Annotated in this window: 19 protein-coding genes; 12 read left to right on the forward strand and 7 right to left on the reverse strand. The window is 73.6% G+C overall.

Translation table 11 applies throughout. From position 1 onward, the window contains the following. Both HF577_RS29615 and HF577_RS29620 read right to left on the reverse strand, forming a co-directional pair. A partial coding sequence (locus HF577_RS29615) for a bifunctional homocysteine S-methyltransferase/methylenetetrahydrofolate reductase (protein WP_312859455.1) occupies positions 1-1,816 on the reverse strand: 1,816 nt, incomplete at its 3' end. Further along, entirely contained in the window at positions 1,813-3,135 is a 1,323-nt protein-coding gene (locus tag HF577_RS29620) for a PucR family transcriptional regulator (RefSeq protein ID WP_169399282.1), read from the reverse strand. The genes HF577_RS29615 and HF577_RS29620, both read right to left, overlap by 4 nt. Before the next feature lie 136 nt (positions 3,136-3,271). On the opposite strand from HF577_RS29620, the gene HF577_RS29625 reads away from it, so the two are divergent. The 10 genes from HF577_RS29625 (at position 3,272) to surE (ending at position 12,741) form a co-directional block, all read left to right on the forward strand. Next, the gene (locus HF577_RS29625) at positions 3,272-3,565 is read left to right on the forward strand and encodes a hypothetical protein (RefSeq protein ID WP_169399283.1); all 294 of its coding nucleotides are present in this window, start codon (positions 3,272-3,274) and stop codon (positions 3,563-3,565) included. Positions 3,566-3,646: 81 nt separating this feature from the next. After that, positions 3,647-4,186, forward strand: a complete 540-nt coding sequence (locus HF577_RS29630) for a methylenetetrahydrofolate reductase C-terminal domain-containing protein (protein WP_169399284.1) — start codon at positions 3,647-3,649, stop codon at positions 4,184-4,186. Further along, positions 4,183-5,163, forward strand: coding sequence for a methylenetetrahydrofolate reductase (locus HF577_RS29635; RefSeq protein WP_312859456.1), 981 nt, complete (start codon positions 4,183-4,185; stop codon positions 5,161-5,163). Before HF577_RS29630 ends, HF577_RS29635 begins: the two co-directional genes overlap by 4 nt. Continuing rightward, the gene (locus HF577_RS29640) at positions 5,153-6,628 is read left to right on the forward strand and encodes an SAM-dependent methyltransferase (protein ID WP_169399285.1); all 1,476 of its coding nucleotides are present in this window, start codon (positions 5,153-5,155) and stop codon (positions 6,626-6,628) included. The genes HF577_RS29635 and HF577_RS29640 overlap by 11 nt, the downstream gene beginning before the upstream one ends. After that, complete coding sequence (locus HF577_RS29645; protein WP_169399286.1) at positions 6,628-7,731, forward strand: uroporphyrinogen decarboxylase/cobalamine-independent methonine synthase family protein; 1,104 nt, start codon at positions 6,628-6,630, stop codon at positions 7,729-7,731. Before HF577_RS29640 ends, HF577_RS29645 begins: the two co-directional genes overlap by 1 nt. A 5-nt stretch (positions 7,732-7,736) precedes the next feature. Further along, a complete protein-coding gene (gene metK / locus HF577_RS29650; protein WP_169399298.1) occupies positions 7,737-8,942 on the forward strand; it encodes a methionine adenosyltransferase in 1,206 nt (401 codons plus the stop codon). Continuing rightward, positions 8,942-10,642 carry a formate--tetrahydrofolate ligase gene (locus HF577_RS29655; RefSeq protein WP_169399287.1) on the forward strand — a complete coding sequence of 567 codons (1,701 nt, stop codon included), beginning with the start codon at positions 8,942-8,944 and terminating at the stop codon, positions 10,640-10,642. The genes metK and HF577_RS29655 overlap by 1 nt, the downstream gene beginning before the upstream one ends. A gap of 112 nt (positions 10,643-10,754) precedes the next feature. Then, positions 10,755-10,916 (forward strand): hypothetical protein, encoded by a 162-nt coding sequence (locus HF577_RS29660; RefSeq protein WP_169399288.1) that lies wholly within the window; start codon positions 10,755-10,757, stop codon positions 10,914-10,916. 56 nt (positions 10,917-10,972) lie between these two features. Beyond that, on the forward strand, positions 10,973-11,935 hold the full coding sequence (locus tag HF577_RS29665) for a 1-phosphofructokinase family hexose kinase (protein ID WP_169399289.1): 963 nt from the start codon (positions 10,973-10,975) through the stop codon (positions 11,933-11,935). An 8-nt stretch (positions 11,936-11,943) separates the two neighbouring features. Beyond that, complete coding sequence (surE, locus tag HF577_RS29670) at positions 11,944-12,741, forward strand: 5'/3'-nucleotidase SurE (protein WP_169399290.1); 798 nt, start codon at positions 11,944-11,946, stop codon at positions 12,739-12,741. Here the strand turns inward: surE and HF577_RS29675 are convergent. Genes HF577_RS29675 through HF577_RS29685 form a run of 3 tightly spaced genes read right to left on the reverse strand, consistent with a single transcriptional unit; the run spans position 12,703 to position 15,679 of the window. Continuing rightward, positions 12,703-13,305: a D-sedoheptulose-7-phosphate isomerase gene (locus HF577_RS29675; protein ID WP_169399299.1), complete on the reverse strand. Its 603-nt coding sequence runs from the start codon at positions 13,303-13,305 to the stop codon at positions 12,703-12,705. The two genes, surE and HF577_RS29675, sit on opposite strands and share 39 nt — an antisense overlap. Positions 13,306-13,349: 44 nt before the next feature. Further along, positions 13,350-14,645 carry a glycosyltransferase gene (locus HF577_RS29680; protein WP_169399300.1) on the reverse strand — a complete coding sequence of 432 codons (1,296 nt, stop codon included), beginning with the start codon at positions 14,643-14,645 and terminating at the stop codon, positions 13,350-13,352. 5 nt (positions 14,646-14,650) lie between these two features. Further along, positions 14,651-15,679: a glycosyltransferase gene (locus tag HF577_RS29685; protein WP_169399291.1), complete on the reverse strand. Its 1,029-nt coding sequence runs from the start codon at positions 15,677-15,679 to the stop codon at positions 14,651-14,653. Between the two features lie 458 nt (positions 15,680-16,137). Here HF577_RS29685 and HF577_RS39445 point away from each other — a divergent pair, with 458 nt between their 5' ends. Next, entirely contained in the window at positions 16,138-17,097 is a 960-nt protein-coding gene (locus HF577_RS39445; protein ID WP_312859457.1) for a YihY/virulence factor BrkB family protein, read from the forward strand. 15 nt (positions 17,098-17,112) lie between these two features. Here HF577_RS39445 and HF577_RS29695 read toward each other — a convergent pair whose 3' ends face one another. Continuing rightward, positions 17,113-17,601 (reverse strand): STAS domain-containing protein, encoded by a 489-nt coding sequence (locus tag HF577_RS29695; RefSeq protein ID WP_169399293.1) that lies wholly within the window; start codon positions 17,599-17,601, stop codon positions 17,113-17,115. 63 nt (positions 17,602-17,664) lie between these two features. Continuing rightward, on the reverse strand, positions 17,665-19,392 hold the full coding sequence (locus tag HF577_RS29700) for an MFS transporter (RefSeq protein WP_169399294.1): 1,728 nt from the start codon (positions 19,390-19,392) through the stop codon (positions 17,665-17,667). A gap of 236 nt (positions 19,393-19,628) precedes the next feature. Here HF577_RS29700 and HF577_RS29705 point away from each other — a divergent pair. Next, positions 19,629-20,237: hypothetical protein (locus tag HF577_RS29705; protein ID WP_169399295.1), on the forward strand; the 609-nt coding region annotated here is incomplete at its 3' end.

A 20,237-nucleotide genomic window follows, 5' to 3' on the forward strand; every position in this document is an offset into this window, starting at 1 on the left:
GGTCGGGGGGCAGGGCCAGCACCACCCCCGCGGCGACGGCCCGGGCGCCGCGCACCAGCTCGGCCGCCAGCTCCACCCCGGCCCGGGCGGCCCGGTCGCCGGCCTTCTCGCCGGCACTGTCGCCGCGGTCGTGTTCCGCGCGTTCGAGCGCGTCCAGCGCCGCGGCGGGCACGGTGGTGTCGGGAACCTCGTGCGCGAGGTACTCCGCCTCGGCGAAGCTTCGCAGCGGCCGGACGGACACGAGCAGCGGCGCGGCCTCGCCCAGCGCGTCGCGCAGCCGCCGCAGCGAGTCGAGGTCGTAGACGGGCCGGGTGACGAGGAACTGCGCCCCGGCCTCGACCTTGCGCAACGCCCGGGCCGCCTCGGCCTGCCGGTCGTGGGAGCCCGGCGCCACCCGCACCCCGATCTCGAACGCCGTCTTGCCCGCCAGGCGCAGCCCGTTGCAGTCGCGGCCGTCGTTGAGGTCCGCCAGCAGCTCGACCAGGCCGATCGAGTCGACGTCCCACACGCCGTCGACGTTCGGGTAGTCGCCGAGCAGCGGGGGGCTGCCGGTCTCGCACACCACCCGCCGCACGCCCAGCGCGTGCGCGCCGAGCAGGTCGGCCTGCAGGGCCATGATCGTCCGGTCCCAGGTGGTGACGCTGGCGACCGCCTCCACGCCGAGCTGGTTCTGCAGGTGGACGGCCAGGTTGACCGGGCTCAGCTGGGCGCGGGGTCCGTCACCGGCGGGCACCCACACCCGGTTCACGCCCAGTGCCTGCACCGCCTCCGCCCGCGCCATCGCCTCGGCCACGTGCCCGGCCTGCGGCGCCTCGATCTCGGCCAGCACCCGGAACCGGGGGCCGGTCCGCTCGGCGTCGGCCGGGACCTCCGCCGGGGGTGCCGCGGCGACGGGTGCGCGGTGGGGCGGGGCACCGGTCACGGTGCGCGCGACCGCCCGGACCGCCGCGTCGAGGTGGCTCGGGGTGGTGCCGCAGCAGCCGCCGACCACCGAGACGCCCGCGCCGACGAGCAGCTGCGCGTAGCGGGCGAAGTAGTGGGCGTCCACGTCGTAGGAGAACCGGGGACCGCTGGTGCGGCGCGGCAGCCCGGCGTTCGGCAGCGCCGAGAGGGGCAGGTCCGTGTGGCCCCGCAGCTCCTGCACCACGGCGAGCACGCCCTGCGGGCCGAGCGTGCAGTTCGTGCCGAGCGCGGCGACGGGCAGGCCGGCCATGGCGGCGCACACGTCGTGCGGGGTGTCGCCGCCGAGGGTGCGGCCGTCGGCGGCGAAGGTGGCCTGGGCCAGCACCGGCACGCCCGTCGAGACGGCGACGGCGGCGGCCTCCACCAGCTCGTCGAGGTAACCGAAGGTCTCCAGCACGAGGACGTCGACCCCGGCGGCGACGAGCGCGGCGACCTGCTCGCGCACCGCGGCCTCCCGGTCGGCCGGGGCGACGCGGCGCCGCTGCTGCAGCGTGACGGCGGGTGCCACGGACCCGGCCACGACGACGGGACGGCCCGCCGCCGCGGCCGCCGCCCTGGCCACGCGCACCCCCGCCACGTTGATCTCGGCGGTGCGGTCGCCGAGTCCGTGCACCTCGAGCCGCAGCGGGCCCGCCCCGAACGTGTTGGTCTGGATGAGCTCCACACCCGCGGCGAGGTAGCTGTCGTGGATCCGCCGCACCTGCGCCGGGTCGGACAGGTTCAGCTCCGGGAGCGCCCGCTCCAGCGGGCTGCCCGCGGCGTGCAACACCGTGCCCATCGCGCCGTCGGCGACCAGCACCCCCTGGGCCAGCCGCTCGACGAACCCCACCCGGAGGTCAGCAGGCTCGCTCACGACACGTCTCCCAACACCTGCAGGATCTCGCAGGCCAGCTGCGCCATCAGACGATCACGGTAGTGGTCCAGCCGCAGCCCGGCGATCTCCTCGACGCGCCGGATCCGGTAGGTGACGGTGTTGGGGTGCACGTGGAGCTCCCGCGCGGTGCGCTGCGGGCTGCCGTTGCAGCGGAACCACTCGATCAGCGTGCCGACCAGGTCGGCCCGGTGCTCGCGGTCGCGCACCAGGTCACCGAGCACGGAGGTGGCGAAGGCGCGCAGCTCGCCGAGGTCGGGCACCTGCAGCAGGAGCCGGTGCACACCGAGGTCGTCGAAGGCCAGCACGGCGGGCGCCCGGCCCATCCGGCGCGCGGCGTCCACCGCGCTGCGCGCCTCGGAGTAGGACCGGGAGATCTCCGCCGCCGTGCGGCAGCAGCCGCCCACCCCGGCGACGATGCCGGCGTCGGGATGGCGGTCGAGCACCGCCGCGCGGCACCGCTCGGCCAGCGAGCGCACTCCGTCGAGGCCCCCACCGCGCCCCGGCGGTGCCGGGACCACGGCCACGACCTCCGTGTCACGTGCCGCCACGATCGCACCCGGCAGCCGCCGCCCGATCGCCTGCTGGGCCAGCGCGAGCACGCGGGCGACGTCGGCGGACGCCCGCCCACCGTCGAGCAGCCCCACCGACAGCACGTGGTGGTCGGTGCCGCGGACGAAGCCGAGGTGCCCCGCCCACCGCTCGGCCTCGCCGTCGTCGCGGTCGCGGGCGAGCAGCAGCCCCTCGATCAGATCGGTGCGCGCCCGGCCCGCGGCGGCGGCGACCACCCGCTCGCGGCCGAGGATGATCCCGCAGATCGTGGCGGCGTGCTCGGTGAGCAGGAGGTTCAGGTCGTCGTCGAGCTCCTGGTCGGCGGGCCGGGGGTGCGCGGGCGGCAGCGTCACGAGGTGCGCCGCGACCTCGTCGCCCACGAGGATCGGCGCCACCACGATCGGTCCGGGTGCGGCGCCGAGGCCGGGTAGCGACACCGGCCTGCGGTTCTGCGCCGCGGCGTCCAGCACGGGGCCGAGCGAGGCCGACACCGCGGTGTCGGCGAGCCGCTCCCCCGCGTCGGCGGGAGCCGCGGCCAGCACGTCGACCGCGGGCCCGAGCACCGCGACCGCCGACCCGGTGCGGTGGGCGACGAGCCGGACCACGCCGTCGACGTCGGAGTCCTGCGAGGCGAGGCCGGACAGGTGGCTGTAGACGGCCACGAGTTCGCGCAGGAGCACGTTCTCCCGCCGGTCGCCGGCGGTCGGCACGGCGGTGACCACCGGTGACCGACGAGCCGGCGCAGGCATGGGAGCAGCGTAATCGGCTCTGTCCGATCACCCCAAGGATCAGTGGTCATGATTTGTGTTCCGGCACATGTGATCGGCACCACGGGCTGGATAACGTCCCCGGCAGCGATCAGGACGGCGAGCCGGAGGAGCAGGCGTGGACACGACTTCGAGGTCCGGACCGGACGTGCGAACGGGCGCCGACCACTCGCCGATCGGCCCGCTACTGCGTGAGCTCCAGCGCATCTCGGGCCACGCCGACACCGAGCGTGCCGCCGCTGACCAGGCACTCATCGCCGAGCTGCGGGAGGAGATCACCGCGCTGAGGGCGGCGGTGGCACACCTGCGTGCCGGGAGCGCCGCGCTGCCGGGGCACCTCAAGCCCGTGGTGGCCCGCGCCATGGTGGCCACCGAACGTGCGGCCGGAGGCGCGTCGAATACGGCGTGTTGAGAATCCGGGCGGCTGTGATCGGCCACAAATCACACGCCCTCGGCGACTCGACGGGCTGGCGACTCGAAGGGGAGGCCACCGGTGTCCGACCTGCCGCACCCGACCGCACCGCGACCCACGGCCCGCGCCACCTACCGCCTCGCTCCCGTGCTGCGTCCGCGTGGCGCCCACCGCAGGCTGGCCGGCTGGCTGGAACGGTCACCGCGCGCCCTGCGCGTGTTCACCACCTCCGAGCGCCGCAGCAAGGAGCGCCTGTTCGGCTGCCGCATGTGCGGGCAGTGCGCACTCCCCGCCACCGGCTACGCCTGCCCGATGACGTGCCCCAAACAGCTGCGCAACGGCCCCTGCGGCGGGGTGTCCCCCCTCGGCGAGTGCGAGGTGTACCCGGGTGAGCGCTGCGTCTGGCTGATCGCCCACGAGCGCGCCGAGAGCGCGGGACGGGCCGCCGACCTCGCCCGGTTGCAGCGCCCGGTCGACCACCGCCTGGCCGGAACGAGTTCCTGGGTCAGCTACTGGCTCGGCCGCGACGAGCACCTCTGGACCGGCGACGACGGGCTGGCCGCTCCCCCGGCCGTGCACCGGCCCTCGGTGGACCTCGGCCTGCCGCGGGTGCGCCGGTGAGCGCCCGGGCGGGCGAGGCCCGGCACCCGGTACCGACGCCCCCGCCGCGGCTGCCCGCGGCGCGGGGCCTGCGCGGGGCGCTGGCGGCGGGACGGTTCGCGGTCACCGCCGAGATCGGGCCGCCCCGCGGGGTCGACCGCACCGCGATCACGCGCTCGGCCGCGCTACTGCGGGGCTGGGTGGACGCCGCCAACGTCACCGACAACCAGGGCGCGCACGTCCGGCTGTCCAGCCTGGCCGGGAGCCTGCTGGCCGCCGAGGCCGGTGTGGAGCCGGTGATGCAGCTGACCTGCCGCGACCGCAACCGGATCGCGCTGCAGTCCGATCTCATCGCCGCCGCGACGCTGGGCGTCCCCAACGTGCTGCTGCTCACCGGCGACCACCCCGTCTTCGGCGACCATCCGGAGGCGAAACCGGTGTTCGACCTCGACAGCGTCCAGCTGGTCTGGGCGGCCAGGACGATGCGCGACGACGGGCTCCTGCTGTCCGGGCGGCCGGTCGACCCCCGGCCGGGTTTCCTCATCGGTGCGGTGGAGAACCCGTTCGCCCCGCCTGCGGGCTTCCGGGCCGCACGGCTGGGCAAGAAGGTCGCCGCGGGCGCCGAGTTCTGCCAGACCCAGTTCGTGTTCGACGTCCCGGCCTTCGCCCGCTTCATGGCCGAGGTCGCCGACCGCGGCCTCGACACCCGCTGCGCCGTCCTCGCCGGAGTGGGACCGATCCGGTCGCTGCGCGCCTACGAGTTCATCCGCACGAAGGTGCCCGGCGTCCACGTCCCTGACGAGGTCGGCCGCAGGCTCCGCGGCGTCCCGGCCGACCGGGTCGCGGCAGAGGGCGTGACGCTGTGCGTGGAGACCATCCAGGCGCTGCGCGAGATCCCCGGTGTCGCCGGGGTGCACGTCATGGCCTTCGGCTACGAGCGCGGGATCCCCGAGATCCTCGAGCGGGCCGGCCTGGAGAGGAGTGCTCGTGCTGGTTGAGATCCGGCCGGCGGCCCGGCTGCGCGGCAAGAACGCGGTGGATCTCACCGCGGCACTGGCCCCGGTGTTCGGCGCCCTCACCACCGAGACCGACGACGCCGGGCCGGTCACCGACCTGTCCCGGCTCCGGGTGGTGGCCGACTGGGTCCAGTACCGCAACAACTTCCGCACCCCCGTCGAGCTGCGCCCGGTCGTCGGCGGCGGCCCGCCCGAGCTGGCCCTGGACCTGCGCGGGATCTCGGGGACCGGAGCGGACGCCGTCACCTCCGGCGCGGCCGCCGCGCTGCGGGCCCACCACAGCGGTGGCGCGGGGTCGCGGCACCTCACCCTGGAGGAGTGGGGCCCCACCCGCGACAGCGCGATCTGGGCGTTCAACTCCCTGTACTGGCAGCACCTGCAGCTCTGGGAGGAGGCGACCGGGCAGGGTTACGAGTCGGCGCTTCCCGGCGGGCAGAGCGACGCGCGCCACCTCGAGCCCGTCCGGGCGACCATCGGCAAGCTCTTCGCGATCTGGGACTCGCTCGCCGACCGCCGGGCCCTGCCCGAGGAGCTCTACGTCGTCGAGCTCGGGGTGGGCAACGGCAACCAGGCCGGTACGTGGCTCGACACGTTCGTCGAGATGGACCGCGCCCACGGCCGGGAGTACTACCGGCGCCTGCACTACCTCATGTGCGACTACTCGCCGCACGTCCTGGAGCTGGCCAGGGCCACCGTCTGCGACCACACCGAGCACGTCAGCTCGTTCGTCCTCGACGCGCAGCGCCCGCTGACCTCACTCGCGTTCCTGCGATTCAAGGTGTTCTTCGTCTACATCTCCAACGTCTACGACAACCTGCCCACCGACGAGATCGCCACGATCGGGCAGCGCGAGCACCTCGTCGAGGCGCGGGCCTACCTCCCCGACACCGACGCCACGGCGATCGCGGCCGGGCTCGGGATCGAGCCGGAGACACTCGGCGCACTGGTGCAGAAGCTGCTGCGCCTGGGGCCGCCCCTGCTCGCCGAGGCCTACCCGCAGCACTTCGCCGACGTACCCGCCGCGGTGCAGTTCTGGCGGGAGTGCTGGCAGGCGCTGAAGCTCCAGGAGCGCTACGTCCCGCTGCACGGCCTCGACACGTACGAGATCGCACCCGGCATCAGCGGCGAGCTGCTCCGGCCCCTGCTCGCCACCGGGGGCGACGTCCGGATGCACGTCTCGAACGGCGCGGCCACCAGCTTCGCCGAGACGCTGCCGCTGCTGCACCCCTACGGCAGGCTGCAGTGCCACGACATCGTCGTCACCGACCCGCACCAGTACCGCAGCGGGTTCCGCGGTCCGGGCAAGTACGACGGGTCCGTGGTGAACTGGGTGAACGGGCCGCTGCTGGCCCACATCGGTGCCCGCAAGGGTTTCGACGTCTCGTTCGCGCCGTTCCGGCGCAACGGCAGCAACATCATCACCATGACGGCGGACGTGAGGGACTGATGGGCGTGGTGACGGCCGGGGTCACGGAAGTACCGGCGGCGACCCCGGAGCGCCCGGCCGCGGTCGGCGGCGGCACCCCGGGGACGGGCCGGCTGCTGCTCCCCACCACCGTGATCGGATCATGGTCCGTGCCGGACTGGCTGGAGCGCGCGAAGACCGGCGTCCACCACGGCAGCGTCAGCCGCAGCCAGCTCGCGGACATGCACGACATGGCGGTGAAGGCCGCGCTGAAGGACCAGGAGGTGGCCGGCATCGACATCGTGTCCGACGGCGAGCTGCGCCGCGACAACGACATCGATTACCTGCTCGCCCGCGTGCCCGGCGTCGAGGTCCGCGACGCCGTGAAGGCCTTCTACTTCGACTACCTCGACCTGGAGCTGCCCCGGCCGCTCCCGGAGCCCGGTCCCGGCGTGCTCGGGCTGGTCCCGGACCTGGAGTTCACCCTCGCCCACACCGACCGTCCGGTGCGGTTCTCGATGACCGGGCCGTTCTCCCTGTCGCAGCGGCTGCGCTGCGGTGCCTACCCCGACCGCGCCGACCTCGTGCGCGCGCTCGCCCGCGTGCTCAACGCCGAGGCCCGCGCGCTGGCCGGGGCGGGTGCCCAGCTCCTCCAGATCGACGAGCCGCTGCTGGCGGGGCACCCTGAGGACGTGGGGCTCGCGGTGGAGGCGGTGAACATCGTCACGGAGGATGTTCCGGTCACCTGGGCACTGCACGTCTGCTACGGCAACCGCTACGCCCGCCCGCTGTGGGAGGGCCACTACGACTTCCTGTTCCCCGCCGTCCTGGACGCCGCGGTCGACCAACTGCTCCTCGAGTTCGCCCGCAAGGGCGACGAGGACCTGCAGCTGATCGAGCGCCACGGGTGGGAGCGCACGCTCGGCGTGGGTGTCCTCGACGTGAAGACGGCCGACGTCGAGCCCGTCGACGTCATCGAGAAGCGCATCGAACGAGCCCTGCAGGTGGTGCCGGCCGACCGCATCGTGGTCACGCCGGACTGCGGGCTGCGCCACGTGCCCGCCGGCGCCGCCCGCGCGAAGCTGCACGCCATGACCACCGCGGCCGCCGCCGTCCGCGACCGTATCCCGAAGGAGAACACGTGATCCCCCTGGCCGAGAACGAGCACCTCTTCACGTCCGAGTCGGTCACCGAGGGCCACCCCGACAAGATGGCCGACCAGATCTCGGACGCGATCCTCGACGCGGCGCTCGCCGCGGACCCGGCCTCCCGTGTCGCCTGCGAAACACTGATCACCACCGGCCTCGTCGTACTGGCGGGCGAGATCACGACGACGGCCACCATCGACTTCGCCGAGGTCGTCCGCAAGACGATCTGTGAGATCGGCTACGACAACGGCGCCTTCGGGTTCGACGGCAGGCACTGCGCGGTGATGGTGGCGCTGGACAAGCAGTCCCCCGACATCGCCCAGGGCGTCGACGTGGCCCACGAGCACCGGGGAAACCTGTCCGAGGACGAGCTCGACAGCGCGGGCGCGGGTGACCAGGGCATGATGTTCGGCTTCGCCACACGCGAGACCCCCGAGCTCATGCCGCTGCCGATCGCGCTCGCGCACCGGCTCTCCCGGAGGCTGGCGGCCGTGCGCAAGGACGGCACGCTCCCCTACCTCCGCCCGGACGGGAAGACGCAGGTCACGGTGCGCTACCGCGACGGCGTCCCCGTCGCCGTCGAGAAGGTCCTGATCTCCACGCAGCACGCCGAGGAGGTCTCCACCGAGCAGATCCGTGCCGACCTCTGGGAGCACGTCGTCACCCGCGAGATCCCGGCCGAGCTGTACTCCGCCGAGCAGCTCAGGGACAACTACTACGTCAACCCGACCGGCCGCTTCGTCATCGGCGGCCCCGTCGGCGACGCAGGCCTCACCGGCCGCAAGATCATCGTCGACACCTACGGCGGGTTCGCCCGCCACGGCGGCGGCGCGTTCTCCGGGAAGGACTCCTCCAAGGTCGACCGGTCCGCCGCCTACGCTGCTCGGTACGTGGCGAAGAACCTGGTGGCCGCCGGGCTCGCCGACAAGGTGGAGGTGCAGGTGGCGTACGCGATCGGGGTGGCCAGGCCGCTCTCGGTTCTGGTGGAGACGTTCGGCACGGAGCAGGTGTCTCCCGCCATCATCCGCAAGCTCGTCGACGAGCACTTCGACCTGCGCCCGGCGGCGTTCCGCCGTCAGCTGCAGCTCGACCGCCCGATCTTCGGCAAGACCGCCGCCTACGGGCACTTCGGCCGGGACGACCCCGACTTCACGTGGGAGCGCACCGACAAGGCCGCCGAGCTGCGCGCAGCGGCGGGGCTCGCCTGATGGGCGGATTCCCCTCCGACCTGCAGATCGCGAAAGCCGCCACGCTCCTCCCCCTCGGTGACATCGCCGCCGGGATGGGGATCGGCTCGCACCTCGTCACGCCCTACGGCCGCCAGGTGGCGAAGATCGAGCTTGACGCGATCGAGGAGCTCGCCGACCGGCCGCGCGCCAAGTACGTGGTGGTCTCCGCCGTCACCCCGACGCCGCTGGGCGAGGGCAAGACCACCACCACCGTCGGGCTCGGCCAGGCGATGCACCACATCGGCAAGCGCGCCACGATCGCGATCCGGCAGCCGTCGATGGGCCCGACGTTCGGTATCAAGGGCGGCGCCGCGGGTGGCGGCTACTCCCAGGTCGTGCCGATGGAGCAGCTGAACCTGCACCTCACCGGCGACTTCCACGCCGTCACGGCCGCGCACAACATGCTCTCGGCGGTGCTCGACAACCACCTGTTCCAGGGCAACGAGAGCGAGATCGACCAGCACAACATCACCTGGCGCCGCGTGCTCGACGTCAACGACCGGGCGCTGCGCAATGTGGTCGTCGGGCTGGGCTCGCGGCTCGACGGCCTGCCGCGGCAGACCGGGTTCGACATCACCGCGGCGTCCGAGGTGATGGCGATCTTCGCCCTCGCCCGGTCGGTGCCGGAGATGCGTGAGCGCGTCGGCCGCATCGTCGTCGCCTACACCCGCGACGGGAAGCCGGTGACGGCCGAGGACATCGGCGGCGCCGGGTCGATGGCCGTGATCATGCGGGACGCGATGGCGCCCAACCTGCTCCAGACGTTGGAGAACACGCCCGTGCTGGTGCACGCGGGCCCGTTCGGCAACATCGCGCACGGCAACTCGTCGGTCGTCGCCGACCTGATCGGCATCCACTCGGGCGACTACCTCATCACCGAGGCCGGCTTCGGCGCCGACATGGGCGCCGAGCGGTTCTTCAACATAAAGTGCCGGGCGTCGGGCCTCACCCCCGACGCGGCGGTCGTCGTCACCACGGTGCGGGCGCTCAAGGCCCACTCGGGCAAGCACCGCATCGTGGCCGGGCGTCCCCTGCCGGAGGCGCTGCTCGCCGAGAACCCCGACGAGGTGCACATCGGCGGTGCGAACCTGCGCAAGCAGATCGAGAACATCCGGGTGCACGGGGTGCCCGCGGTCGTCGCGATCAACGCCTTCCCCGGCGACCACCCCAGCGAGCACGCCGCGATCGCCGAGATCGCGGCGTCGATGGGCGCCCGCTCGGCGGTGTGCACCCACTTCGCCGAGGGCGGCCGCGGCGCCACCGACCTGGCCAGGGCCGTGGCCGAGGCGGCGGACGAGCCGTCGGAGTTCCGGTTCCTCTACCCGGAGTCGGCCCCGCTGCGGGAGAAGATCGAGATCGTGGCCCGGGAGATCTACGGCGCCGACGGCGTGGACTACGCCCCACCCGCCGCCCGCCAGATCGACTCCTACGAGCGCAACGGCTTCGGCCACCTGCCCGTGTGCATCGCGAAGACGCACCTGTCGATCTCGTCGGACCCGTCGCTGACGGGGGCGCCGACCGGATGGCGGCTGCCGGTGCGCGAGGTACGCGCGTCCGTCGGCGCCGGGTTCATCTACCCGATCTGCGGCGACATGCGCACCATGCCCGGCCTGGGTGCGCACCCGGCGGCGCACCAGATCGACCTGGACGCGGCAGGCGAGATCATCAACCTCTCCTGACCGGGCTCCGCGCGGTTCAGGAAAGCCACTTTGCCGCCCGCACAGGGCAGGAAAGTGGCTTTCCTGAACCTCTGGGTGGTGGGTCGCGCGGCGCTGCGGGGTACCCCGCTCGATGACCTCTCACCAGCAGCCGGAGCACGAGCCCGCCGAGGCCGCGCGGCCCACCCTCGACCGGGGCGACAGCCCGGACACCCTCGACCCGGACGCGCTGGAGGCGGGGGACGACGACGGGCCCGAGGAGGACCCGCCCCCCTCCGAACCCGAACCGGAGTGAGCGCGGCCGTCGCGGTCCGTGGCGTACCCCGCCCCCGATCGGGGTACGAACCGGACATGCCACCCAGCGTTGTTGTTTTCGCGCCGTCCCCCTTGCTCACCGTCACCATCGAGGACCGGGCCGGCGTGCCCGACATCCATGTGCACGCCGGCGGCCAGGCGGTGTGGCAGGCCCGGATGATCTCGACCCTCGGCGTGCCGGTGGTGCTGTGCACCACTCTCGGTGGCGAGACGGGTGACGTGCTCGGGCACCTGCTCCCGAGCGAGGGCGTGGAGCTGCGCGTGGTGCACGTCGACTCCCGCAACGGCGGCTACGTGCACGACCGCCGCGACGGCGACCGGGAGCCCATCGCCGAGGCACCCGGCGCGCCGCTGGACCGCCACGAGCAGGACGCGTTGTACGAGATGATGCTGCGCGAGGGCATCACCCACGGCACCGCCCTGCTCGGCGGTCCGAACTCCGACCAGGTGATCCCCGCGGCCCTCTACGCCCGCCTGGCCACCGACCTCTCCCGCAACGGCTGCCGTGTCGCCGCTGATCTCGCGGGCGAGCGGCTCGACGCCGTGCTGGAGGGCAACCCGTTCGTCCTGAAGGTGAGCCACGAGGAGCTGCTGGCGGACGGCCGCGCCGACAGCGACGACCCGGATGCGCTCGTGGCCGCGATGCACCAGCTGCGCTCCGAGGGCGCGGGCCTGGTCATCGTGTCGCGCGCCGCGGAGCCCGCGCTCGCCCTCCTGCCCGACGGTGACGAGAGCGGGGACAGGAACGGGGACGGGGACGGTGCCGTGCTGGAGATCCGCGTCCCGGAGCTGAAGCCCGCCGAGACCCGCGGGGCCGGCGACTCGATGACGGCCGGGGTGGTCGCCTCGCTCGTCCGCGGCGAGCCGGTGCGGGAGGCACTGCGCACCGGCGCGGCGTGCGGTGCACTGAACGTCGTGCGGCGCGGGCTCGGCACCGGCGGGGAGGATGCGATCCGGACGCTCGCCGAACGCGTCGAGCTCGTCGAGTGGAAGAGCTGAGGAGGGCCATGAGGGCGCTGGTGACCAACGACGACGGGATCGACTCCGTCGGGCTGACCGTGCTCGCGCGGGCCGCGCTGGCGGCCGGGCTGGACGTGGTCGTGGCAGCGCCCGCCGAACAGGCCAGCGGTGCGAGCGCGGCCATCACCGCCGTGCGCCGCGAGGGACGCACGGTGATGAGCCGTCGGGAGCTGCCCGACCTGCCCGGCGTGCCGGCATGGGCGGTCGAGGCCCAACCGGCGCACATCGTCGTGGCCGCGCTGCACGGCTGGTTCGATCCGGCACCGGACCTGGTGCTGTCCGGGGTGAACCACGGGGCCAACGTGGGACGCGCGGTGCTGCACTCCGGCACGGTCGGAGCGGCCCTGACCGCGGCCGTGAACGACGCCCGTGGTCTCGCGGTGAGCCTCGACGTGGCGCTGCACCCCACGGGCGACCGGCACTGGGACGCGGTGGACGGCGTCCTGGGCCGGGTGCTGGAGCTGCTCCTCGCCGCCCCACCCACCACCGTGCTGTCGCTGAACGTGCCCGACCTCCCGCCGGGCGAGCAGCGCGAGCTGCGGCACGCCCGGCTGGCCGCGTTCGGCACCGTGCAGACCCGGGTGGACGACATCGGGGACGACAGCATGCACCTCGGGGAGATGGAGGTCGCTGAGGAACCGGAGCCGGGCACCGACAGCGCCCTGCTCGCGGCCGGTCACCCGACGCTGACCCAGCTGGTGTCGGTCACCGAGGACACGGGCCGGCTCGTGCCGGACTGGCTCGCCTCAGTCGATGGTCTCCCCGCCCGGCAGCGCCAGGGCTGACCGCACCTCGATCCCCCGCTCGACCGCCCGGCACAGCATGTGCAGGGCTACCAGGTGCATCTCCTGCACGGTCGCCGCGTCCCCCGGCAGGCACACGGCGTCCGTGCACATGCGGGCCAAGGGGTTCGGGCCCGGACCGGTGAGGGCCCAGCTCAGGGCACCGGCCTCGTGCGCCGCCCCGGCCGCGGCGAGCAGGTTCTCGCTGCGGCCGCTCGTGGAGAACAGGAGCACCACGTCCCCGGGACGGGCGTGGCCGCGCACCTGCCGCGCGTACACCTCGGTGTAGCCGTAGTCGTTCCCGATCGCGCTCAGGCTGGACGTGTCGGCGTGCAGCGCGATCGCCGACAGCGGGCGCCGCTCGCGGTCGAACCGGCCCACGAGCTCCGCCGTGAGGTGCTGGGCCTCCGCGGCACTTCCCCCGTTGCCCGCGGCGAGCAGCCTGGCCCCACCCAGCAGCCGGCCCGCCAGGACGTCACCCCAGCGGGCGAGGACGGGGCGGGCCCGGCGCAGGGCGGGCAACGCGTCCGCGAGCCGGTCGACGTGGTCGGCCAGGCTCGTCAGCATGTCCGCGACGGGAGCCTCAGGGGTGACCGGGGTCGTCACGGCGCTCACCGCAGCGCTCCGGCGGTCTCGGTGTCGAACTCGTCCATCTCGGCGGCGTCCACCTCGGCGTCCATCCCGGCGGCGTCGGAGTCCGTGGCCCTGATCCGGCCGTTCCGGGTCGCGATCACCTCGTCGTAGACCACTGCGGTGGACGCGGCCACCCGCTCCCAGTCGTAACGCGCCAGCACCCGGTCGCGCCCGGCGATGCCGAACGCGGCTCCCCGCGTCGGGGAGCCGAGCAGGTCGCGCAGCGCCGCTGCGAGGGCCTCCGGCTTGCGTGGCGGGACGAGCATGCCTGTGACCTGGTCGACCACGGTGTCCTGGATGCCGCCGACGGCACTGGCCACCACCGGGCGTCCGCAGGCCATCGCCTCGAGCGCCACCATGCCGAACGGCTCGTACCACGGCACGCAGACAACGGCATCGGCCGAGCGCAGCAGGGCGGGCACGTCCTTGCGGGCCACGGGCCCGATCAGCCGCACGCGGTCGGCCACCCCTGCGGCGGCCGCACGCGCCCGCAACCGGTCGGCGTCCGGGTCGGCGGGTGGAGCCCCGTTCGTGGCGGCGGCGCCCCCCGCGATGATCAGCTCGGCGTGGGGAAGCCGGCGCATGGCCTCGATCACCTCGTCGACGCCCTTGCGCCGCACCAGCCTGCCGAGCGAGACGAGACGGGGGCGCTCGAACCGCTCGGCCACCGGACCGTCGGGGGTGAAGAGCCGAGTGTCCACCCCGCACGGCACCACGGTGGTACGCCGCCGCGGCGTTCCGAGCCTGGCCAGCTCGAAGACCTCGTCGGTGCAGGTGGCGAGCACCCGGTCGACCGTCCGGGCGACGGCGACCTCGGCGCGCACGCGCCCCTCCGGGCTCGTGTCGTCGCGGCCCTGGTGGCGGCGCTTGACGCTGCCGAGTGCGTGGAAGGTCTGCACCACGGGGATCCGGCCCGTCGCCGCGGCCAGCGCCACCATGCCGGACATCCAGAAGTGCGCGTGCACGACATCGGGACGGGCGCTCGCCCAGGCCCTCTTCAGCACGTCGGTGAACGCCGGGAGGTGCGGCACCAGCTCGTCCTTGGGCAGCGGCCGGGGCGGCCCGGCCGGCACGTGCCGGACCACCACTCCGGGACGCAGCGGCACCGCGTCCGGGAGCGCGGGATCGTCCCGACGGGTCCAGACCGTCACGTCGTGCCCCGCTGCGGCCAGAGCCGAGCTCAGTTCCAGCACGTGCACGTTCTGGCCACCGGCGTCGGTCCCACCCACGGCGGCGAGGGGACTGGCGTGTTCGGACACCATCGCGATACGCATCGGCATCAGCTCCTTCCTGTCGTGGCGGTGGTGGCGCCGGCCATCGGACGCCGGGCCGGGCGGCGGCCCTCGGTCGCGCGCAGCAGGACGTCCTCCCAGGAGGCGAGGAATCGGTCCAGGCCGTAGCGCTCCAGGGCGTGCCGGCGGGCGGCGGCGCCCATCCGGGCGGCGAGCTCCGGTTCGGCCATGAGCTCGCGCAGCTGTATCGCGAGCCGGTCGGGATCGGTCGAGCAGTAACCCGTGCCGGACGGCACGGCCTCGTGGGCCTCCGTGGTGGCCAGGACCACCACGGGCATGCCCAAGTGCATGGCCTCGATGAGCGCCAGGCCCAGCGAGGTCCACCGCAGTGGGTGCAGGTACGCCCGGCGGCGGGCCAGCTCCGCGTGCATGCGGTGCTGCGGCAGGTCGCCCAGGCCGCGGACCGGTGTCGACGGGTCCAGCCCGAGCCTCGCGGCCAGATCATCGGTGCCCATCCCGAAGACGTCGAGCGGGGCACCGCGCGCGAAGCGCGGGAGCAGATCGGTGCCGGTGACCCGGTTGCGGCGCACCGGCTCGTTCACCACCACGGCGGCTGCCGGGAGATCCCCGGTGTAGCGATGGCCGGGGTCGACCACCCCGTGCTCGACCACCGTGGTAGGGGTGGTGCCGCAGTCCCACATCAGCCGGTTGAAGTGCGTGACGTGGACGATGGTCAGGTCGCTGCGATCGGCCATCGGGTGCCGGCTCGTCGCCGCGTGCTCCCGGGGCGCGTTGTGCTCCAGGTACACCGCCGGCACGTCGCGGCCGGGGACGCGGCCCAGCCACCGCTGCGCCAGCTCCAGCTCCTCGGGACGTTGGAGAACGACGAGGTCCACCTCGGCGTCGGCAAGCCGGTCCGGAGCCGTCTCGACGGCGCCTGCCGGCCAGTCCCACGCCTCCGGCCGCCCTCCGCCCCAGGGCCCGCGCTCGGGCAGTGTGGGCAACAGGTATCGGTGTGGCCCTTGAACGAATGCGGTCGTCCAGGATCCGTGCACGTGCCACAGGACGATGTTCACGTCGCGGGTGTGGCCCGTCGGGCGGCGATCAAACACCACGAGCCCAACTGCTACTCTCCGCGACCAACTACTACTCCTCGTCATCACGGTGGACGCGGGCGCCGATGTCCCGAACACGTGCTCCTCGTTGTCTCCACCGCGGGGAGTACCCCACGTCGGGCCGGATAAGCGCAGGAAGACGGGCCGCACGACGGCGAGTGAGCCGGTTCCGGCCGGGGTACGCCCGCCGCCGTGGAGCACGCGGCGGCCGGCACGACGTACTGGCCGTGCTCCACACGGGTCCGGTAGGTCCGCGATCCACCAGATCCCGACGCTGCTGCGGGACGGCCCCGACCGTCGACAGCGGATCGGCGGCGGTCCGGAGGGTTGGGACCGCCGCCAGCGGCTATCCGCACGGGAACGGCGGCGCCACCGAACGGCAGCACCGCCGGACGACGGCACCCCGCAGGAGGATCTACGTGTCCAGTCCCACCCGGAGCTCCCTCGGCCAGGAGGCGGAGACGCCGGTCCAGATCCCCCCGCGCGGCTGGTGGCAGGTCGTTCGCCGCGCCCTCAAGGAGAGCAGTGCGGACCACGTTTCCATGCTGGCGGGCGGCGTCGCGTTCTTCGCGTTCCTCGCGTTCTTCCCCGCCCTGATCGCCGCGATCACGCTCTACGGGCTCATCGCCGATCCAGGCCAGGTGGCCGGCCAGGTCGAGAGCCTCGCCGGCACCCTCCCGCAGGAGACCCGGCCGCTCATCGCCGACCAGCTCAACTCCGTGGTCTCCGCCAGTGGCAGCGCGCTCGGGGTGAGCCTCGTGGTGTCGCTGCTGGCCGCGCTGTGGTCGGCGTCGAGCGGCACCGGGAACCTGATCCAGGCGGTCAACCTCGCCTACGACGAGGAGGAGACGCGAGGCTTCCTCAAGATGCGCGGCCTCGCGTTGCTGCTCACCCTCGGGGCGATCGTGTTCGTCCTCGTGGCGCTCACGCTCGTGGCGGTGGTGCCGCCCCTGCTCGACGCGCTGCCGCTCGGGGCCGTCGGGCTCGTGGTGGCCCAGGTGGTCCGCTGGGCGTTGCTGGCGGCGGTGGTGATCGGCGCGCTCGCGGTGGTCTACCGCGTGGCGCCCGACCGCGACGCGCCCCGCTTCCGCTGGGTCAGTGTCGGCGCGCTCGTGGCGGCCGTGCTGTGGCTGATCGGCAGCGTGCTGTTCAGCCTCTACGTCAACAACTTCGGCAGCTACAACAAGACCTACGGCGCGCTCGCCGGCGTCGTCGTGCTGATGCTGTGGCTCTACCTGACCAGCTACATCGTGCTGCTCGGCGCGGAGATCAACGCGGAGGCCGAGCGGCAGACCCGACGCGACACCACGAGGGGCGAACCGGTGCCGTTGGGCGAACGGGGGGCCGCGGCGGCGGACCAGCTGGCCGAGGGCCCGTAGCGACGGCGCCCGGGGTCAGTCGCCGGATGCGTCGAGCGCCTCGTCGAGATCGTCGCGGTACCCGAGCACGTCGAGCAGGCTGGTGATCTCCAGCACCCGGCGCACCGGCCGCGTCGCGGACGCGGTGCGGAACGAGACACCGTGGGAGTACGCGTGGCCGCGGGTGTCCATCAGGACGACGAGCCCGGTGGAGCCGCAGAAGGACAGGCCGGACAGGTCGACCACGAGGCGGTCGGGGCCCGACTCGACGGCGTCGTACGCCGCCTTGCGCAGCAGCCCGGCCGTGGAGAGATCCACCTCACCCGCCGGGGCGATGACGAGCACTCCTGGCCGCGGCTCGGAGATCGACACCCGGAGCAGGTCGGACCGCGGCGACACGGGTGACCGTGGCTGCGGGATCTCGGAGCCGAGAGAGGCGACCTCGAAGCGACGCGTCATCCGGTCACCCACCATCCGGTGGTGGCGGAAGATGTGGGGCACCACCAACCCCCGGCTCCTGTTCACGATGCTCTCCCCCGACCCCCTGCGCAACCGTGCCACCCGGTCGGAGGGGCCGTGATCTCGCGCTCAGTCGTGGTAGCGGGCCCGCACCCGGCCCGGGGCACCGTCGGAATCGGCAGAGGAGCGGGAGCCGTCGGGGCCGTCCGGGAGGAGGGCGCCCGTGGCGAGCCCGTGGTGCAGGGCGGCGGCGAACCGGTCGGGAGCCCAGTCGTGCGCTCCGGCCCTCGCCTGCAGCTCGGAGCGCTCCAGCGGCCCGGTGCGCAACGCCTCGAGGAGCGCCCCCAGCTCCCGGTCGCGCTCGGGGTCGTCGTCGACCGGGTCCGCGTTGTACGTGCGGGGCGGCGTGGGAGGCGGGGGCACCCGGTCGTGGTCGTGGTCCGCCCCGGCACCGGACGCGCGGGCCGGGCTCGCCGACAGCGGCGCCGCGATGTCCTCCAGCGACCGCCCGGCGGCCTCGACGCCCAGCGCGAGCTCGGCGATCCCGCCGATGATCATCACGGCGGCGCCGATGTAGTAGCCGACGGCCACGCTCCCCGGCCGGCCCGTCGCCACCAGGCTGCTGAACAGCACGGGCCCGACGATGCCGCCCAGGCCGGTGCCCACCGCGTAGAACAGCGCGATGCACATCGCCCTGATCTCCATCGGGAAGATCTCCGACACCGTGAGGTAGGCGGCACTGGCCCCGCAGGAGGCGAGGAAGAAGATGGCGGCCCAGGCACCGGAGAGGGTCCACGCCGACAGCGCGCCCGTCGAGAACAGCCACCCGGTGCCCACGAGCAGCACACCGGACCCGAGGTAGCTGATGCTGATCATCGTGCGCCGGCCGACCGTGTCGAACAGCCGCCCGAGCACCAGCGGCCCGACGAGGCTGCCCAGCGCCAGCGGGATCAGGTAGAGCCCGCTGCTCGCGCTCGGCACCCCGAAGAAGGTGGCCAGCACGAGGGCGAAGGTGAAGTAGACCGCGTTGTAGAGGAACGCCTGGCCCACGAACAGGGCGAGCCCCAGCAGCGTGCGCCGCGGATAGGTGCGCAGCACCGTACGGGCGATCTCGCCGAACCCGGTGCTGCGGCGCTGGGTGACGTCCAGGGTGGCGTGCACCGGTGCGAGCGGCGTGCCCGTCTCCCGCTCGACGGCGCGCTCGATCTCGTCCACCAGCGTCTCGGCCTCGTCGTTGTGGCCGTGGGTGTAGAGCCAGCGGGGGCTCTCCGGCACGTGCCGGCGCACCACCAGGATCGCCAGGCCCAGGACGGCGCCGAGGCCGAACGCCAGCCGCCAGCCGATGTCGGCGGGGAACAGTGCGGGATCGAGCAGCAGCAGCGTGAGGGCCGCGCCGACCGCCGCCCCTCCCCAGTACGACCCGTTGACGGCGAGGGACACCCTGGCGCGGATGCGGGCCGGGACGAGCTCGTCGATCGCGGAGTTGATCGCGGCGTACTCCCCGCCGATGCCCGCTCCCGTCAGGAAGCGCATGAGCAGGAAGAACCAGGCGTCGAAGGAGAACGCGGTGGCGGTCGTGGCCGCGAGGTAGAGCCCGAGCGTCACGAGGAACAGCTTCTTGCGGCCGAGGCGGTCGGTGAGATAACCGAACACCAGGGAACCGATCACCGCGCCCGCCACGTACATCGACGCCGCCAGACCCACCTGCGTCTCCGACAGCGCCAGCCCGCTGCCGGGTTCGGTGAGCCGCTCGGCGAGCGCCCCGACGATCGTGACCTCGATCCCGTCGAGGATCCAGACGGTGCCGAGGCCGAGCAGGACCAGCCAGTGCCAGCGTGACCACGGGAGGCGGTCCATCCGCGCCGGAACGTCCGTCCGTACCGTGCCCGCCCCCGTCATGTCGGCGGATTGCCTCTCCCCCGTGCCACCGAAACGTGGGCAACGGCACGCGCGACCACCGATTCGGCGTAGCCCGCGCAGCGGACCGGACGTCGATGGTCCGAACGGTCCGAATCAGCCGATCGGTGGTTGCGCCGCGACACGCCGGGTAGGCGTGCCGGTATCGACGTCCCACATACGACAGGAGCTGCTCGATGACTCAGCAGACGAGCGGACGCCCGCCGGTAGGGGCTACCGGTTCGGGAACCGAAACCTCGACGACCCAGGTCGCCCGGGACGAGGCGGCCCAGGTGGGCCGCACGGGCACCGAGGCAGGCAAGCACGTCGCCGGCACCGCTGCGCAACAGGCGGGAGAGGTCGCCGAGGAGGCCCGCCGTCAGGCGCGGGATCTCTTCGGTGAGGTCCGCGGACAGGCCGCCGAGCAGGCCCGCAACGGACAGCAGAAGGCGACCGACGGGCTGCGAGCCCTCGCCGACGAGCTGCACCAGATGGCCGAGAGCGGTGCTCAGCAGGGCACGGCCTCTGAGCTCGCGAGGCAGGCTGCCGAGCGGGTCAGTGGTGCTGCCGACTGGCTCGGCCGCCGGGAGCCCGGCGACCTGCTCGACGAGGTGCGCGGGCTGGCCCGGCGCCGCCCGGGAGCGTTCCTGGTCGGCGCGGCCATCGCCGGGGTACTGGCCGGACGGCTGACCCGCGGTGCGGTCGACGCGAACCGCAACACCGGCCCCACGGACGGGGCTGCGCCGTATCCCGGCGCGTCCCATCCCGATGCCCCGTATCCCGCTGCCGGCCCGCCCCCTGGGTAC

This window comes from Pseudonocardia xinjiangensis (genome assembly GCF_012911925.1).
Taxonomy (GTDB): Bacteria; Actinomycetota; Actinomycetes; order Mycobacteriales; family Pseudonocardiaceae; genus Pseudonocardia; species Pseudonocardia xinjiangensis.

Coding starts and splice junctions, on each gene's coding strand:
- HF577_RS29620 (WP_169399282.1), bottom strand. CDS start 3,135: ATGCCTGCGCCGGCTCGTCGGTCACCGGTGGTCACCGCCGTGCCGACC.
- HF577_RS29645 (WP_169399286.1), top strand. CDS start 6,628: ATGGGCGTGGTGACGGCCGGGGTCACGGAAGTACCGGCGGCGACCCCG.
- HF577_RS29655 (WP_169399287.1), top strand. CDS start 8,942: ATGGGCGGATTCCCCTCCGACCTGCAGATCGCGAAAGCCGCCACGCTC.
- HF577_RS29660 (WP_169399288.1), top strand. CDS start 10,755: ATGACCTCTCACCAGCAGCCGGAGCACGAGCCCGCCGAGGCCGCGCGG.
- HF577_RS29665 (WP_169399289.1), top strand. CDS start 10,973: ATGCCACCCAGCGTTGTTGTTTTCGCGCCGTCCCCCTTGCTCACCGTC.
- surE (WP_169399290.1), top strand. CDS start 11,944: ATGAGGGCGCTGGTGACCAACGACGACGGGATCGACTCCGTCGGGCTG.
- HF577_RS29675 (WP_169399299.1), bottom strand. CDS start 13,305: ATGCTGACGAGCCTGGCCGACCACGTCGACCGGCTCGCGGACGCGTTG.
- HF577_RS29680 (WP_169399300.1), bottom strand. CDS start 14,645: ATGCGTATCGCGATGGTGTCCGAACACGCCAGTCCCCTCGCCGCCGTG.
- HF577_RS29700 (WP_169399294.1), bottom strand. CDS start 19,392: ATGGACCGCCTCCCGTGGTCACGCTGGCACTGGCTGGTCCTGCTCGGC.